The following is a 16,045-nucleotide window of genomic DNA, read 5'->3' on the forward strand; positions in this document are numbered from 1 at the left end:
CGACCGGCCCTGCCCGCCGCCCCGCCGAGCCGCGTCGCGCGGACTCCCGGGGACGGCTCGGGCCGCCGGGCGGCGTCACCCCCGTACCTATTGCTCCAACGCCGCCTTGACCAGCGCCAGCGCCTGCTCCGCCGGGATGCCCAGCGCCTGGGTCTGCGCGGCGTAGGCCGCGGCGGCCTGCTGGGCCAGGTGCGACGTGCCCGCCGCGCGGGAGGTGATCACGGTGCCGGCGCGGCCCCGGGTCTCCACCAGGCCGGCCTGCTCGAGTTCGCGGTAGGCACGGGCCACGGTGTTCGCGGCCAGGCCGAGGTCGGTGGCGAGCTGACGCACGGGTGGCAGTTTCGTGCCGGCCGGCAGGTCCCCGGCCGCGGCCAGGTGGGCGATCCGCAGCCGGACCTGCTCGTAGGGCGGGACCGGGGAGTCCGGGTCGATCGTGATGGTCATCAGAGCAGTCTGGGGGGTGTGTTGCCGGCGGCGGTGATGGCCCGCCGCAGCGGGATGAGGGCGAGCAGGACGCCGCCGATCACGAAGAAGACCATGAGCGAGATGATGCCGGCGCGGTAACTGTTGGTGAGCTGGAAGATCAGGCCGAAGAAGAGCGGCCCGAGCCAGCTGGTGCCCTTGTCGCTGATCTCGTAGAAGCCGTAGTACTCGCCTTCCCGGCCGGCCGGGATGAGTTGCGAGAACAGGCTTCGCGACAGGGCCTGGCTGCCGCCCATGACCAGGCCGATGCCGGCGCCGAGCAGCATGAACGGCAGCGGCTCGCCCTCCGGCAGCCAGTAGGCGGCGGTCACCACGACCAGCCACAGCGCGAGGCTGAGCAGGATCGTCTTGCGGGCGCCGATCTTGTTGGCGAGGGTGCCGAGGAGCAGCGCGCCGCCGAACGCGAGGAACTGCACGATGAGGATGGTCACGATCAGGACGGACTGACCGAGTTTCAGCTCTTCGGTGCCGTACTGGCTGGCCAGGGCGATGACGGTCTGGATGCCGTCGTTGTAGATCAGGTAGGCGCCGAGGAAGAACAGCGTCAGCGGGTAGGCGCGCATCGCCTTGATCGTGTGGCCGAGCTGCCTGAAGCCGTCGGTGAGGACGTTGCCCTTCGCCGCGGACGCCTCGGCGCCGGGGTGTTCCTTCAACCACAGCAGGGGTACGAGGGTGAACGCCGCCCACCAGACGCCGGCCGACACGATCGACCAGCGGGCGATGTCCAGGGTGCGCTGCGGGTTGCCCTCCTCGGACAGCAGTGTGACGGCGACCAGGTTGAGCGCCAGCAGCACGCCACCGCCGAGATAGCCGATCGCCCAGCCCCGGCTGGAGATCTTGTCGCGGTCGTCGGGGCCGGCGAGGTGCGGCAGGAACGAGTTGTAGACGACGATCGCGGCGCCGAACGCGATGTTGGCGATCAGGAACAGCAGGCCGCCGAGCAGGTACCGGTCGCCGGTCACGAACGCCATCGTGACGGTGGCGGCCGCTCCGGTGAACGCGGCCCCGGCCAGCAGCGGCTTCTTGCGCGGGGCGCGGTCGGCGATCGCCCCCATCACCGGCAGCACGAAGACGGTGAGCAGAACGGAGAGCGAGACCAGGTACGCGAAGTAGGAGCCGGCCGCGACCGGGATGCCCAGCGGGTGGACAGTGCCGTTGCACTCGTCGGCGTCGATGGCGCAGCCGGCCGCGAGTTCGGTGACCGTGGTCAGGAACGGTCCGAGGAAGACGGTGATGACCGTGGTGGAGAACGCCGAGTTCGCCCAGTCGTAGAAGTACCAGCCGGTGCGTTCCCGCCTACCCGCGGGGATGGCAGGGGTCTGTGTGCCGGTCACGTGCGCTCCCAGGTGTTGATTTTGTGCGCGCACATGATGTCACCCGGACGCCGTCAAGGGGAGACGTGGATCACTGTTCATCCGGCGTCCACCAGCGAGCCAGGGCGCTGGTCGCCGGGTCGTCGCTGTCCGCCAGGGCGGCCCAGTCGGCGGGCCCGCTGGTGTGGGCGTAGGCGGCGAGCTCGTCCGGGGTGACCGGGTCGAGCGCGGAGACGAAGCCGGTGTCGTCCGGGGCGCCGAGCGTCGCGGTGTCGATCCACGGGAAGCCGTCGACGGGTTCGGGCAGCTCACCGACGTCCAACGCGGGCGGGAAGAGGTCGTCGGCCACCGCCTCGGACATCGCCGGGACGTCGCGTGCCTCGGCGTGGTCCTCGAAGGCCTGGTCCTCGAAGGCCGGGTGCTCGAAGGCCGGGTGCTCGATCGCGCCGGCGCCGCCGTGGACGTCCGGATCGTGCCGGCCCAGATCATCGGGGCCGGGGTCATGAGAGCCGGGATCCACATCGTGCGGATCGGCGGGCGAGTCGTGCGGCAGGTCGTGGTGGTCGAAGTCGGGGTGGTCGAAGTCGAAGTCGCCCCAGTGATCGGTCATCGTCTCGTCTCCCGGTCGTCGTCGATCGGTGCTGGTGTCAGTGCCCGTGCCCGCAGCAGCGCCTCGTCGGCCTGCCGCAACCGGATCGCCGCCGCGTCGTGGTCGCGCTGCGCGGCGGCGCGTCGTTTCGCCCGCCCGGCCGCGTCCTCGGCCGCCGCGGCGTCGATCTCGGCGATCTGCGCGTCGATCTCCCGCAGCCGCCGCTCGATGGTGTCGTCGAGGGCCACCGACAGCGAGTACTGCAGGTCGGTGAACCGCTGGCTGATTTCGTCGGTGAGCGCGGCGCGGGCCTCGGCGAGCACGTCGCGCAGCCAGGTCTGTGCCTGCCGGCGGTCGTTGTGCACCTTGCGCCGGTACAGCACGTACCCGCCGGCGGCCAGGCCCAGACCGATCCCGGCGAACGGCAGCAGCAGGCCGCCGGCGCCGCCGAGCGCCGCGATGCCCAGGGCCGCGCCCCGGCCGGCGACCAGGGCGATGCCGCCGGCCGAGAGCGCGATCAGCAGGTTGTCGCCGCCCCCGCCGCGCGGCGGGACGGTGCTGACGGCGTGCCGCAGGCTGACCGTGGCCCGGTCGGCGTCGACCAGGATCTGCTCGGCGATCCGCCGCGACGTGTCCTCCAGCCGTTCGGACACGTCGGCCGCGATCGCCTGTAACCGGGTGTCGACGTCGTCGGGCAGTCCCTCCGTACCCGTGGTGTCGATCTGTTCGGAAAGCTCGTGCTGGATCTCGCCGATCCGGGTCCGCAGGTGCCCGACGGTGGCGACCCGGGCGCGCTGGATCTCGGTGGCGAGCCGCAGCGTGGCCTGCCGGGACTCGGTGCGTTTGCGGGCGGCCAGGGCGTTGCGCCCGGCGCGGGCCTCGGCCTGCCCGCCGGCGTCGGTGGTGGCGGCGCGGACCCGGGCCTCGGCGTTGTCCTGCAGCCGGGCCAGGTCGCCGCGGGCGGCGCGCAGCACGTTGGCCAGCCGCAGCTGGTGGCCGCGGCCGGCGAGTTCGACGAGCGCGTGCTGCAGCGGCGTGATCCGCGATTCCGCCGCCAGCTCCGGCAGGTCGGACAGGGCCAGTTCGGCGAGCCGGGCCGAGACCGGGAACCAGGGCGCTGCCGCGAACCGGGGCGCGTGCGCCTGCAGCAGTTCCCGGTTGTCGGCGGCGATGGCCCGCCACTGCGGATACGCGTCGATCTTGGTGAGGGCGAAGACGACGGCGTCGACGCGTTCCGTGGCGGCGGCCAGGAAGTCCAGTTCGGGCCGGGAGAGCGGCGCTGACGCGTCGGCGACGAACAGCAGCGCAGTGGCCCGGCGGACCGCGGCCAGCGCGATCGTGGCGTGCGCCGGGTCGAGGCCGCCGGCGCCCGGGGTGTCGAGCAGGCTCAGGTAGCGCAGCAGCGGCGCCGGGTGGGTGACCTCGATGCGCCGGGCCCGGTGCTTGCCGGTGGCCCAGTCGTTCAGGTCGTCGACCTCCACCTCGGCGCCGTCCGGCAGCCAGGCCCGCGCGCCGAACGTGTCACCGGGCACGAAGTCCAGGTACGCCGCGGTGGTGACGGCGGCGTCGACCGGCGACAGGCCGGGCACCCCGAGCAGCGCGTTGATCAGCGAGCTCTTGCCGCGTTTGGTCTCGCCGACGACGACCACGCTCGGCCGCACCAGGTGGGCGCGGCGCAGCTCGGCCAGGTCGGCGGCGGCGTCCGGGTCGGCGGTGCGCAGGTACGCGAGGGTGTCGCGGACCGCGGTGTCGAGCACGACGGTCAGGTCCTGCACGCCCGCACCTCACCGGTCGTGCTCGGGCCTGCCGGGGAGGGGTTTCCCCGGGTGAGGCCGCTCTGGGCGAGAAGGTGGAAACCGCGGGACGCGACGTGCGCGAGGCGGGCCTGTGCCGGCCCGGCGCCGTCGACCGCGTACGTGCGCCAGCGCCCGGCGGCCGTGATCGCCGCGGTGGTCAGCTCCTCGTCGGCGGCGTCCGGCAGGCCGAGGATGAACCGCGGGTCGTCGGAGGTGGCCAGCCTGATCAGCTCCTGTTCCCAGAGCGGGGGCAGCGGCACGGCGCCGGTGGCGGCGCGCTGGGCGGCGTCGAGCAGCCGCAGCCGGTGGTAGGCGGGGTCGCGCAGCGCCGCCTCCAGTCCGTCGCGCAGGGCGGCCCGGTCCCGCGGGTCGGGGGTGAATCCGGCCAGGCGTTGCAGCCGGGTCAGCGCCCAGCCCGCCTTGATCGCGTCGCAGCGCCAGCGGAACGTGCGGTCCACGGTCTCCTGCAGGCGCGGGAAGCCGGACGCGGCGAGCAGCCGGCGCACCAGCTCGCCGGTGCCCAGCCGCGGGTCGGCGGTCAGCTGCGCGCAGGCGAAGCCGATCCCGTACAGATCGAGGCGGGCCAGCAGCCGTTCACGCTGCTCGGCGCCGATCGGGGCGGGCCGGCCGCGGAACAGGTCGGCGGAGGTGAGCAGCACCCGCAGCGACGCGGGCGGCAGGGCGGCGAGCGCGGCGAGCGCGTCCCGGTCGGCGGCGGTCAGCCGGCCGGCCTCGGCGGTCTCGGCGAGCAGGGCGGCCACCGGCACGACCTCGGAGACGGTACGGGCCAGCAGTCCCGCCTGCTGCGCCGCGAGGGGCCCGGCCGTGGGCCACGGGTCGTCGGCGCCGCCGGTCAGGGTGTCGACCTTGCCGAGCACCCCGATCGCGTTGATCGGGCTGGTCGCCAGGCGGGCCGACGCGACGTGGAAGGACTCCAGGGCCCGCCGGTCGTCGGCGCGGACGGCCTGGGTGAAGACGTAGACGACGGCCTCGGCGGCGGCGACCTCGCCGGCCGAGTCGGCGTCGATGCCGACGGCTTCCTCGGCGCGTTCGCTGCTGGCCGCGTCGGTGGAGGAGAGCCCGGGGGTGTCGACGACGGTCAGGTCCCGCAGCCGGTCGCTGGTCAGCGTGACGTCGACGTGCGCGACCCGGGCGGCGGGCACGCCGAGCCGGGACGGCACCATGCCGTCCTCGTCGAGCGGGAGGCTGTGCCGGGCGCCGTCGCGGGTGACCACGTCGATGCGGTCGGCCGGCCCGTACCGGAACCGGGTGACCACGCGGGTGCACTCGCCGGCCGCCGTGGGGGCGACTCGACGGCCGATCAGGGCGTTGACTAGTGTCGACTTTCCGGCTTTCAGGCGACCCGCGATGGCGACCCGTAACGGATCGTTAAGACGGTTTCCGATCTGTTGTAGCTGGCCACCAGCGTCGGAGGACATTTTCGTGACGATCTCGTGACAGAGAGTCGCGATGCCGGCGGTGAGGGGCCCGTTCACCACGACTCGTCAGCCGGCCGCACCGTCGGCGACAATGGGCCGACCGGGGTTGTCGTCGTCACGAAAGGGCCTTTCCGGTAGCTCAGCAGTACCAACAGCCTACGGACCCGGCCGGACAGCCCGGGATCCCGAGTTCGTGCCAGTGATGTCGCGCGTCGTCGTCAGCGAGGTGCGGCGTTGTCAGAGATGTCGGTGTGGAGGGGAGCGCAGGTGGCGGACGAGCCCGAGATGGCCGCCCGTACCGTTCTGCGCCAGGGTCCGGCCCTGGTCGTGCTCACCGGCCCGCCCGGCTGCGGCCGCAGCACCCTCCTTCGCAAGATCGCCGCCGCGGTGCCCGGTCCGGCCCATGTCGGCGGCGGCCTGGCGATGCTCTCCACGGTGCCGGCGCTGGCCCTGTCCCGCGCCGTCCGCGCCCGGCTGCCCGGCGACGACGTGCACCTGCTCGCCGAAGCGGTTCGATCCCGCGTCCGCGGTGGACTGCTGGTCCTCGACGACGTGCACCACGCCGACGAGGCGACCCTGGCCGCCCTGCCCCACCTGGCCCGCACCTGCCGGGTCCTGGTGGCCCTGCGCACCCCGCACCGGGTGGCCGATTCCGCCCTGCGCCGGGCCGCGGCCGCCTGGCTGCCCGTGCCACCGCTCGACCCCGCCGCCGCCCTCGCGCTGGCCCGGTCCACGGCCGGCGGCCTCGACGAGACCACGCTGTCCGACGTGCTCGCCCGCGCCGGGGGCAACCCCCTGGCGATCATCGCGCTGGCCCGGCAGGCTGCCGCCGGTCGCGCTCCGGTCGGCGAGGACATCGACCAGGTGGCGTACGCGTTGGCGACCGCCCTGGCCGACCTGCCCCGTCCCGCCCGCACCTCGCTCGCCGCGCTCGGCCTGCTCGGCCGCCCGGCCCGCGCCGAGCTGCTCGGCACCGGCGCCGCCGACCTGCTGGCCGCCGGCCTCGTCACCGCCGAGCCGGGCGGCTCCCTGACACCGGTCTCGGCCTACGTGGCGGAGACCGCGGCCGGCCTGCTCGACGCTCCGGCCCGCGCCGATCTGCACGCCCGGCTCGCCGAGCTCACCCCACCGGCCGAGTCGGCCCGGCACCTCGCCGCGGCTGGTGACCCCGCCGGGGCGTACCGCAAGGCGCTGGCCGCGGCCGACCGCGCCGCCGGCGGCGAACGCGCGTCGCTGCTGCTGTTCGCGTGTGGCCTGGACGTCCCCGCCGATCCCCGGGTCCGTCTCGCCGCCGCCGACGCGGCCCTCGCCAGCGGCCGTCCCCGGGACGCCGCCGAGGTGCTGCGCCCGCTCGCCCTGACCCCGCCGTCGGCCACCACCCTCGCCCTGGAAGCGGCGGTGCTGCGCGGCGAGGCCCTGCTGCAGGCCGGCGACCCGCCGGCCGCCCGCGACGCGGTCCGGCCCGTCCCGGACACCGCGGCCGCCCCGGTCGTCGCCGCCCGGGACCGGGTGCTGCTGCTGGCCGGCCTCGCGCTGGAACCGATGGGCGCGCTCGACCTCGCCGACAAGATCGCCGTCCGTCACCCGGCCCCGCTGCCGGGGATCGCCGCGGCGCTGGCAGCCGTGCGCGCCACCCACCGCCTGCCCGGCTGGGAGCAGGCGTTGTCGCAGGCCGCGTTCACTCAGGATGCCGCCCCGGCTGCCGGCGGCGGGGATCCGATGATCACCCGGTGGAGCGCCTGGCTGCTCGTCGAGCACCTCGCCGCGGACGGCCGGCTGCTGGAGTCCGCCCACGCCGCCACCCGGGCCGCCGCGTCAGCGGGGGAGGCGCTCGCTTACGGCTGGCAGACCCGTTTCCTCGCCGCCGCCGACTGGGCCCTGGCCCTGCACGGCCACTACCTGGCCCTTCCTCCGGCTACCGCGGCGGGCCTGGATAAACCGGACGTTGACCCGGCCGGGCCGCACTTCGGCGCCCTCGTGGCGGCCGGCCCGGCGGCGCAGCCCGGCGACCCCACCACGCCCGGCAGCCCCACCATCCCTGCCACCGCCACCGCCACCGGCGCCGCCGGCCACGACGCCGCGAGCAATATCGCCGCCAGCAATGACGCCGCTTACGGTGACGCCGCCGCGAACGCCGCGAACGCCGTTGGCGCCGCCGAGACCGCCGGCGTCGACTGGGACGGGGCCGAAGGCGTCCTCCGCCGGGCCGCCAATCTCACCGACCGCGCCGTCCCCGCCGAAGCCTTCGGCTACGCCACCGCCGCGACCGCCCTGATCGAAGCCGACACCGGCCTGCTGGCGGCCGCCCGCGCCCGCCTTGACCGCGCCCGCGCCGATCGCCCCGGACCCGATCGCCCCGGACCCGACAGCCCGGGACCGGGTCGCCCGGGACCCCAGCGCGACGGACCCGACCGTGCGGCACCCGACCACGCCGGCATCCACCCGGCCGCCGCCTGGGTAGCACGCGAGGCAGCCTGGCTCGACGGCCAGCCGGACCGGGCGGTCCAGCACTCCGGCCCGGCGCCGGCCGGGCTGCTCGCCGGCCTGCACGCGATCACCGGGCAGTGGGCGGCGCTCGACCTCGGCGTCCCCGGCCTCACCGAGATCCCGGTGAACCTGCCCGGCCCGGCCCGCCGCACGCTCACCGCCTGGGCGCTGCGCAGCGGCTTCGAGACGGCGGCCGACGGCTGGCGGCCGATCTCGCTGCGCGAGCAGATCCGCTGCCTGCTCGCCGCCGGCCTCACCGAACCCGACCGGGACCGTGCCGTGGCCGCGCTGCTGGAGGCCGAGCGGCTCGCCGACGGCGCCGGGCTGACCGTGCTGGCCGGCCGGGCCCGCCGGGGCCTGCGCCGCCACCAGATCCACCGGGACACCCGCAGCCCGCGCTCGCACGGCCGGCTCACCCAGCGGGAGAGCGACGTGCTGCGCCTGGTGGCCGCCGGGGAACCGACCCGGCGGATCGCCGGGCAGCTGGGCATCTCCGCCGAGACCGTCGACACGCACATCCGTGCGAGCATGCGCAAGCTCGGTGCCCGTACCCGTACCGAGGCCGCCGCCCTGGCCTTCGCGCTGCCCGCGGCGCGGACCGAACCCTTCGATACCAGCGAGGATGGCCGGTGACCGTGACCACACAGCCCGACGCTCCACGCCACGTAGTCGCCACCTCGGGGGAGGCCGACGCGGTCCTGCGCCGCCTGGCCCGTGAGGGGTGGCAGGTCCGGTCCGGTTTCGCCCTGCCCGGCGCGTCCTGGGAGGTGGGCAGCACCCAGCAGCTGGTCCTGCACGGCCGGATCGCCGACGACGACCTGGAGTCGGTGCGGCTCGCGGTGCTGGCGGCCGCCCACGGCGCCGGCGTCGTCGCGGTCGTCGACGCCGGTTCGGCGGCCGGCCGGGCGCTGGTCGACGACCTGACCCGGCTGGGCCCGGTCAACCGGGACGCCGCCGTCACCGACGGCGCCGACGTGATCGCGAACCTCATCCCGGAGCAGCGGGCGCTGCTGGACCGCCTCGCGTCCGGTGACACCATCGCCGCCGCCGCGGCCGCCGAGTTCCTGTCGCTGCGCACCGCCAACCGGCGCATCGCCGAGGCCCGCCAGCTGTTCGGGGTGCGCACCACCCGCGAGGCGGTGCTCGCCTACCTCAGGCAGCGCCAGCGCCAGCCGGAGTAAGCCGGCGTCAGCCGGAGCAAGGACGGGTGGCGCTGATCAGGATCTCCCGCGCAGCGTGTGGTGCGGCGGCACGCCGTAGGCACGGTGGTAGTGGGCGGCGAAGTGCCGGGCGGAGGTGAATCCCCAGCGGGTGGCGACGGCGGCCACGGTGGTGGTGCCGGGGTCGGCGGCTTCCAGGGTGCGGTGGGCGTGCTCCAGGCGGACCCGGTGCAGGTATGCCATCGGGGTGGTGTCGCGGTGGCGGCGAAACGCCAGTTGCACGGAACGGATGCTCACGCCGGCGGCGGCTGCGATGTCGGCGACGGTGATGGCCTGTGCGGCGTTCTCGTCGACGTAGGCGAGGGCACGGCGCAGGGTGGCCGGGGTGGCGTCGTGGCGGTCCTCGATGCTCGGGTCGGTCACCGCGGTGTTGGCGAAAGTGTCCAGGGTGATGACGGCGAGCAGGCGGGAGGCGTTGGCGATCAGCAGCGGCGATCCGGCGGCCTCGGGGTTGGTGAGCAGGTCGGTGACGTAGGCGTGGGTGTCGCGCCAGCGTGTGGCGGCCGCCGGTGAGCAGGGGTCGAGGCTGGTGAACCGGATCGGTGCGGCCCACCGGCCCGGGGCGGTCGCGGCGACCCGGGCCAGGATGCCCGGGTCGAGGACGCAGGTGGTGAGTTCGCCGGGTGACCAGGTGCAGGTGAAGGGCCGGCCCGGGTACGCGCCGAGGCACGTGTCGCCAGGCTGGTAGCGGCGGTCGTCGTCGCCGCTGGCGCGGTGCAGCCGGGCGGTGTGCGTGGTGACGATCACGATGGTGGGCAGCGGTTCGCCGTGGAAGTCCAGGGTGGCGGACTGGGCGATGGATTCCAGGTGGAAGTCGGCGGTGTGGGTACGCCGGTGGCTGAGGTGCACGCGCTGGTCGCTGCTGCGTACCCGCATCCCGCTGCCGTAGACGTCGCTGAGGTAGCCGCTGATGGCGTCCGCGTCGGTGGATTGGAAGCCGGTCGTGTGCGGGACAGTGATGCCGGTACCCATCGCACTTCCTTCCGGATCGGTGTCTTCAGCTGCGCAGGGTGTGGTGGGGTGGCTGGCCGTAGGCAGTGCGGTACTCGACGGCGAACCGGCCGGGGTTGGCGAAGCCCCAGCGCCGCGCGATCGCGGCCACGGTGTCGCCGCGGGTGGGGTCGCCGGCCAGCAGGTCGCGGTGGGCGCCGTGCAGCCGGGCGCGGCGCAGGTAGCCGGTCGGGGTGAGGTCGCCGTGCCGGGCGAACGCGGCTTGCAGCCCGCGCACACTGATGTCGGCGGCCGCGGCGATGTCCTCGGCGGCGATCGGCTGGGCGGCGTGCTCGTCGATGTAGGCCATCGCCCGGCGGACCGCGGCCGGCGGGACACGACCGGGCCCGGGGGTGTAGTCGACGCCCATCGTCGTGTTCGGGAACACGGCCAGCGCCGCCGTGGCCGTGGTCTCCACCGCGGCGGCGCTCAGCAGCGGATGACCGATGGCGGGCTCGGGTCCGGCGCACATCCGGCTCAGGTAGGCCACCGTGATCATCCAGTGCCGGCACATGGCCGCCGACACCGCGGCCGGTCCGTCGAAGCGCAGGCCGGCCGGCTCGACACCGTGCCGGCCGGCGATGCGGGTCACCGCGGACAGCGGGATCCGTACCGCTTGCACGGTGTAGTGGTCCCACACCGCGTCGACCATGCGATGCAGGGGTGTCAGCGCGGCCTCGCCCTTGACGAACTGGCCACGGTGATCGGAGCCGAGGCTGAGCCGGCCGTCCAGCATCGCCGACACGACGACGAAGTCGATCGGGTCGATCACGATCCGCGCCCACCCCCCGTACGTCAGGCGGTCGAGCTGCAGGTCGGCCGCGGTCACCGCCTGCGACCGTAAGACGAACTCCGGAGAGGGCCGCCTGAGTTGCAGGTGGTGCTCGGCATAGGTCTGGCTCAGCAGGTGGTGCGCGACTGCCAGGTCGCGGGTCTCCACGACGGCACGCCGCACGGGTGATCCGGCCGCTGGATCCGCCATCTGGATGGTCTCCCGCCCATCACGGTCACCGACGAACGACTGTGCGCTTTTGCGCACGTTCTATCCGCGAAACGTATACCCGCGGCGGCCGATGGTGGACATGGCGTGCGTATCGTGCGGGATTGAGACATGTCGTCCGCGTTCCACGCCGAGCAGCGGTCTCGCCGGATTTGCGCGGGATACCAGGATCGGGTTTTCGACCTGGTGTCCGCCTACGGCCCGGACGTGCGCCGGCTGTGCCAGGCATACCCGGCGCTGGTGCCGGATGCCGCCGGGATCGGCCTGTCGGCCGGACCGCCCGGCCCGGTGTCCCGGTTCGCCAGCGACCGGCTGATCGCCGAGCTGCACACCCTGCAGGACGCCTGGGCCGAGGGCCCGGACCACGACGTCACCGTCCAGCGCCGGCCGGTGCAGGTCGCCGACTTGAAGGACTCAGCCTGCCTGCGGCGCTGGCCCCGGTTCACCCCGGCCGCCCTCGACGCCGGGATGCGCGCGGTGTACGCGCTGCCGCTGCACGCCGGCGGCGTCCAGCACCCGGGCGCCGTCACCCTGTACCGCCACACCCCGGGCGGCTGGGACAACGCCCAGCAGAACACCGTCGAACCGCTCGCCGCCGCGGCCGCCGAACTGCTGACCCTGCGGCAGCGGGGCCTGGATCTCACCGGCGCCTTCACCGAGGCCCGGCGCGACGACAGCATCCTGCTGCTGGCCGCGGGCGCCCCGGTGGGCCCTCGCCCCGGCCTGGCCGCCGATGCCGGCGCGGGCCTGCCGCTGATCCGCTGGTTCCAGCAGGCGACCCCGGCCCTGCGGCTGCACCTGGACACCATCGCGGGCCACGTCCTGCCCGACGACGACCGGTACCGGTTCGTGCTCGCCGCCCACGAGGCGATGACCAACGCGGTGCAGCACGGCGGCGGACACGGCCAGCTGCTGCTCTGGCACCGCGACGACCGTCTGTGGTGCGAGATCAGCGACCACGGCCCCGGCCTCGACCGCGCCGGCGCGCCCCCGCGCCGGCCCTGCCTGGACACCGGCGGCGCCCTGGCCCCCGGGCATGGCCTGTGGCTCATCCAGCAGGCCGTCACCAGCCTGGACATCACCGCCGACCGGACCGGTACCCGCGTGCTGCTCAGTCATCGAACCGACCAGAGGCGTCCGGACATCGACGCCCGGCACGCCGGCGCCTGACCGGAGTGAACCCCGCTATCTGATCCGGCCGAACAGGAAATACGCCGCCGGGATCACGCCCGCCGAGTTGACCAGGGTCGCGGTGGCCCACACCCATTTCGGGCCGCGGATCTTCTCCGGCGGACGCCGTTTCAGGTCGACCGCCATCGCGACTTTCAGCGCGGTCTCGACCACCCCGACCACGACGATCGTGCGCCGCTGCGAGCTGCTCAGATCGCTCCACCGCTGTGCCATCGCCTCGTCCTCCTCGCGCCTGTCCACCGGACCCCGCTGACCCGAACCTACCCGCCGCGGCGCGGTCCGGCGCCCGCGCCGGCTCAGACCCCGCTGGGTTTCCACCGATCGCGCTCACCCCGCAGCTGCGCCAGCCGCGCGCCGCTCGGGCCTGCTGCCGGCTCTCGCGCGGGTCGCCAGCCGCGTCGCTCCTCGATGTCCATGACGACGACGCTAAGGCCTGCCCGTGGGGCAGGTTCAAGCCGCGATTTCTCTGACTTCGGTCAGCTGATCCGGCTAGCATCCCGGCATGGACGCCGCGCAGATCGCACGGGTACGCGAGTTCAACCGCTACTACACCGGCCGCCTGGGCCTGCTCACCGACCACTATCTCGGCCAGGACCGCCCGCTCGGCCAGGCCCGCCTGCTGTACGAGATCGGGCACGGTGGTGACCTGCGGGAGCTGCGGGCCCGCCTCGGCCTCGACTCCGGCTACCTGAGCCGGCTGCTGCGCGCCCTGCAGAAGCAGGGACTGGTCACCGTCGAGCCGCATCCCGGCGACGGCCGGGCCCGCGTCGCCCGGCTCACCGACGCCGGGCGACGCGAGCGGGCCGAGCTCGACGACCGCTCCGACCAGCGCATCGCCGGCCTGCTGGACGGCCTGAGCGCGGGGGAGCGCGACCAGCTGATCACGGCGCAGGGGCAGGTGCACCGGTTGCTGCGGCTGGCCACGATCACCGTGGACGCGGTGCCGGCCGACGCCCCGGCGGCCCGCGAGTGCCTGCGCCGGTACGCCGCCGAGCTCGGCACCCGGTTCCCGGAGGGCTACGACGCCGCCGCCCTGACCCCGCCCGCCGGGGTGACCGGCGAGCAACTGCTGGCCTGCGAGGACGGCGTGCCGGCCGGCTGCGGGCTGTGGACGCGCCTGACCCCGGGCGTCGCCGAGATCCGGCACCTGTGGGTCGCCCCGCACGCCCGCGGTCTCGGCCTGGCCCGGCGGCTGCTCCAGCGACTGGAGTCCGGCGCCGCCCGGGACGGCCGCGCCACCGTGCGGCTCGGCACGCACACCGCGCTCACCGAGGCGATCACCCTGTACCGCCGCAGCGGCTACCACGAGATCCCCGGTTACAGCGACTCGCCCTACAACCAGCTGACCTTCGAGAAGAAAATAGCCCTTAAACAGTAATATGTCCGGATGCGCCGGAGTCTGCTGCTCATCCTGCTCACCACCCTCGCCGCGGGCTGCGGCACCACCGGCGACACCACGCCGACCCCCGCCACCCCGGCCGCCCGCAGCTCCGCACCCGCCCCGGCGCCGACCCTGGACAACGCCGGAACCGGCCCCGGCGGCGCCAACACCGCCGCGGTCGCCGCCGCCGTCACCGCGTTCCTCGCCACCCTCGGCGTCCCCCAGCGCGCCACCGTCGTCCACGACCTGCAGGACGAGGGCCGCCGCGTCTGGTCGGACCACGCCGCCGACGAGGTGCCCCGCCCGGGCATCGCGTTCACCGACCTCAGCGGCGCCCAGCGCGCCTCGGTCATGGTGGTGCTCTCCGAGGCGCTCAGCGACCCCGGCTACGCCAAGGTCCTCACCGCGCTCAACGACGCGTCCATCGCCATCTACGGCACACCGACGCCACGGGACCCGTTCGTCGTCCAGGTCGGCGGCGCCCACCTGGCCCGCAACCTCACCTACCACGGCGACCAGGTCAGCATGACCCCCAGCCTGACCGGCAACGATCGCGGCATCGCCACGAAAGCCCAGGCCGTCCTCGCCGCGCTCAGCGACCAGGAGAAGACCGCCGCCCAGCTCGCCACCGGCGTCCCCGACGACCTGGTGATGGGCCCCGGCCAGGACAACACCGGCTACCCGCAGCCGGAAGGGCTGCTCGTCGCCGAACTCGGCGACACCGCCCGCAACCAGGTCACCGCACTGATCAGCTCCTGGACCGGCGACCTCGACGAGACCGCCGGCCGCAAGCTGCTCGCCGCCTACCAGGCCGAGTACGACCGGACCCGGCTCTGCTGGATCGACTCCTACCTGCGCGTCGACGGCCCGCACGTGTGGATCGAGACGCTGAACGACCTCACCCTGTTCCGCGACAAGACCAACGACTACGGCAGCAGCTAGCGCGGCCGCACCCGCGACAGGTCCCGCGGCCGGCTCGTGTCGACCACCCTCGGCGTCCGCATCTCGTCCGCGCGCAGCGGCGCCAGCGTCTCGTCGATCCCCGCCATGATCAGCCGGGTGGCGCGCATCGCCCGGGCCCCCGGCGTGCCGGTCACCGCGGACAGGTCCACCGGCGTGCCGAACCGCACATGCACCACCGGCCGCCGCAGCAGCGCCCGCAGCACCGCCCGGCCGAGACCTTTCGGCGCCGCGTAGGGGATCACCGCGTGCGTGCCCCACTGCGCGACCGGCAGCACCGGCGCCCCCGCGGCCTGCGCCATCCGCGCCACCCCGGTCTTGCCGCGCTCCGGCCACATCCACGGGTCCAGGCCGATCCGCCCCTCCGGGTAGACCAGCACCATCGACCCCTCACCGAGGGCCTTCGCCGCGTCGGCGAGCGCGTCCGCCGCCCGCGCCGTGCCCCGGTCCACCCGGATGTGCCCGCAGCGGCGCATCACCGCACCGACCAGCGGCGCCCGGAACACCCCGCCGGTCGCCATGATCCGCGGGGTCATCCCGGCCCGATGGCAGGCCGCGACCAGCACCGCCGGGTCGAACGGGCTCACATGGTTGGCGGCCAGGATCACCGGGCCGCCGCGCAGCACCTCGGGCACCTCGCCGGAGACCCGCAACCGGCACAGCGGCGCCACCAGATAGGGAGAGAGGGCCAGCAGGAACCGCCAGATGCGCGGCGCCCGCCAGGTTTCGTTCGCGTTCATGAGGCGGCCATGATGCCATGCGCCGTCCCGCGGTTGGCTATCCTGGTCCCTGACGCCGCGCGACAGTGGCGATCCCGGACGAGTTGCGTGTCGTACCCGGCCTGACAAGACGACCGCCCCCGAGGTGATTCGTCATGGCCTGGCTCGTTCTGATCATTTCCGGTGTGCTCGAGACCGTCTGGGCGATCGCCCTGGAACGCTCCGCCGGCTTCACCAAACTCCTGCCCACCGTCATCTTCGGCGTCGCCGCCGTGCTCAGCATGCTCGGCCTCGGTTACGCCCTGCGCACCATCCCGGTCGGCACCGGTTACGCCGTGTGGGTCGGCATCGGCGCGGTCGGCACCGCCCTGGTCGGCATGGTGGCGCTGGGGGAGCCGGCCAACCTCCCGCGAATCCTCTGCCTGGTGCTGGTGGTCGCGGGCGTGGCCGGGCTCAAATATTTCCACTGAAACGGGC

At 74.4% G+C, this 16,045-nt stretch carries 15 protein-coding genes and 1 riboswitch; of the genes, 6 read left to right on the forward strand and 9 right to left on the reverse strand.

Going from position 1 to position 16,045, the window contains the following annotated elements:
• Window positions 1-87 precede the first annotated feature (87 nt).
• From AB0F72_RS19670 to AB0F72_RS19690, 5 genes are all read right to left on the reverse strand, one after another.
• The gene (locus tag AB0F72_RS19670) at window positions 88-444 is read right to left on the reverse strand and encodes a GntR family transcriptional regulator (RefSeq protein WP_360432958.1); all 357 of its coding nucleotides are present in this window, start codon (window positions 442-444) and stop codon (window positions 88-90) included.
• The gene (locus tag AB0F72_RS19675) at window positions 444-1,817 is read right to left on the reverse strand and encodes an MFS transporter (protein WP_360432961.1); all 1,374 of its coding nucleotides are present in this window, start codon (window positions 1,815-1,817) and stop codon (window positions 444-446) included. The genes AB0F72_RS19670 and AB0F72_RS19675 overlap by 1 nt, the downstream gene beginning before the upstream one ends.
• A 70-nt stretch (window positions 1,818-1,887) precedes the next feature.
• Window positions 1,888-2,406: a hypothetical protein gene (locus AB0F72_RS19680; RefSeq protein ID WP_360432964.1), complete on the reverse strand. Its 519-nt coding sequence runs from the start codon at window positions 2,404-2,406 to the stop codon at window positions 1,888-1,890.
• Window positions 2,403-4,160 (reverse strand): dynamin family protein, encoded by a 1,758-nt coding sequence (locus AB0F72_RS19685; RefSeq protein WP_360432967.1) that lies wholly within the window; start codon window positions 4,158-4,160, stop codon window positions 2,403-2,405. The genes AB0F72_RS19680 and AB0F72_RS19685 overlap by 4 nt, the downstream gene beginning before the upstream one ends.
• A complete protein-coding gene (locus tag AB0F72_RS19690) occupies window positions 4,148-5,620 on the reverse strand; it encodes a dynamin family protein (RefSeq protein ID WP_360432970.1) in 1,473 nt (490 codons plus the stop codon). The genes AB0F72_RS19685 and AB0F72_RS19690 overlap by 13 nt, the downstream gene beginning before the upstream one ends.
• A 267-nt stretch (window positions 5,621-5,887) precedes the next feature.
• Here AB0F72_RS19690 and AB0F72_RS19695 point away from each other — a divergent pair, with 267 nt between their 5' ends.
• Window positions 5,888-8,740: a LuxR C-terminal-related transcriptional regulator gene (locus tag AB0F72_RS19695; RefSeq protein WP_360432973.1), complete on the forward strand. Its 2,853-nt coding sequence runs from the start codon at window positions 5,888-5,890 to the stop codon at window positions 8,738-8,740.
• Complete coding sequence (locus AB0F72_RS19700; RefSeq protein WP_360432976.1) at window positions 8,737-9,288, forward strand: LuxR family transcriptional regulator; 552 nt, start codon at window positions 8,737-8,739, stop codon at window positions 9,286-9,288. The genes AB0F72_RS19695 and AB0F72_RS19700 overlap by 4 nt, the downstream gene beginning before the upstream one ends.
• 36 nt (window positions 9,289-9,324) lie before the next feature.
• On the opposite strand, the gene AB0F72_RS19705 is transcribed toward AB0F72_RS19700, so the two are convergent.
• Both AB0F72_RS19705 and AB0F72_RS19710 read right to left on the reverse strand, forming a co-directional pair.
• A complete protein-coding gene (locus AB0F72_RS19705) occupies window positions 9,325-10,299 on the reverse strand; it encodes a helix-turn-helix domain-containing protein (RefSeq protein WP_360432979.1) in 975 nt (324 codons plus the stop codon).
• 25 nt (window positions 10,300-10,324) lie between these two features.
• Window positions 10,325-11,356, reverse strand: a complete 1,032-nt coding sequence (locus AB0F72_RS19710) for a helix-turn-helix transcriptional regulator (protein ID WP_360432982.1) — start codon at window positions 11,354-11,356, stop codon at window positions 10,325-10,327.
• 72 nt (window positions 11,357-11,428) lie between these two features.
• Here AB0F72_RS19710 and AB0F72_RS19715 point away from each other — a divergent pair, with 72 nt between their 5' ends.
• Window positions 11,429-12,487: an ATP-binding protein gene (locus AB0F72_RS19715; protein WP_360432985.1), complete on the forward strand. Its 1,059-nt coding sequence runs from the start codon at window positions 11,429-11,431 to the stop codon at window positions 12,485-12,487.
• Between the two features lie 15 nt (window positions 12,488-12,502).
• Here AB0F72_RS19715 and AB0F72_RS19720 read toward each other — a convergent pair whose 3' ends face one another.
• Window positions 12,503-12,748 carry a hypothetical protein gene (locus AB0F72_RS19720; RefSeq protein WP_360432988.1) on the reverse strand — a complete coding sequence of 82 codons (246 nt, stop codon included), beginning with the start codon at window positions 12,746-12,748 and terminating at the stop codon, window positions 12,503-12,505.
• Between the two features lie 262 nt (window positions 12,749-13,010).
• Here AB0F72_RS19720 and AB0F72_RS19725 point away from each other — a divergent pair, with 262 nt between their 5' ends.
• A complete protein-coding gene (locus tag AB0F72_RS19725; RefSeq protein ID WP_360432991.1) occupies window positions 13,011-13,886 on the forward strand; it encodes a helix-turn-helix domain-containing GNAT family N-acetyltransferase in 876 nt (291 codons plus the stop codon).
• A gap of 9 nt (window positions 13,887-13,895) precedes the next feature.
• Window positions 13,896-14,831 carry a DUF3500 domain-containing protein gene (locus AB0F72_RS19730; RefSeq protein WP_360432993.1) on the forward strand — a complete coding sequence of 312 codons (936 nt, stop codon included), beginning with the start codon at window positions 13,896-13,898 and terminating at the stop codon, window positions 14,829-14,831.
• On the opposite strand, the gene AB0F72_RS19735 is transcribed toward AB0F72_RS19730, so the two are convergent.
• The gene (locus AB0F72_RS19735) at window positions 14,828-15,589 is read right to left on the reverse strand and encodes a lysophospholipid acyltransferase family protein (protein WP_360432996.1); all 762 of its coding nucleotides are present in this window, start codon (window positions 15,587-15,589) and stop codon (window positions 14,828-14,830) included. The two genes, AB0F72_RS19730 and AB0F72_RS19735, sit on opposite strands and share 4 nt — an antisense overlap.
• 48 nt (window positions 15,590-15,637) lie before the next feature.
• Window positions 15,638-15,709: riboswitch (guanidine-III (ykkC-III) riboswitch) on the forward strand.
• Window positions 15,710-15,723: 14 nt separating this feature from the next.
• Here AB0F72_RS19735 and AB0F72_RS19740 point away from each other — a divergent pair.
• Window positions 15,724-16,038: an SMR family transporter gene (locus tag AB0F72_RS19740; RefSeq protein WP_360432999.1), complete on the forward strand. Its 315-nt coding sequence runs from the start codon at window positions 15,724-15,726 to the stop codon at window positions 16,036-16,038.
• The last annotated feature ends 7 nt before the right edge of the window (window positions 16,039-16,045 follow it).

It is taken from the genome of Actinoplanes sp. NPDC023936, assembly GCF_040639325.1.
Taxonomy (GTDB): Bacteria; Actinomycetota; Actinomycetes; order Mycobacteriales; family Micromonosporaceae; genus Actinoplanes.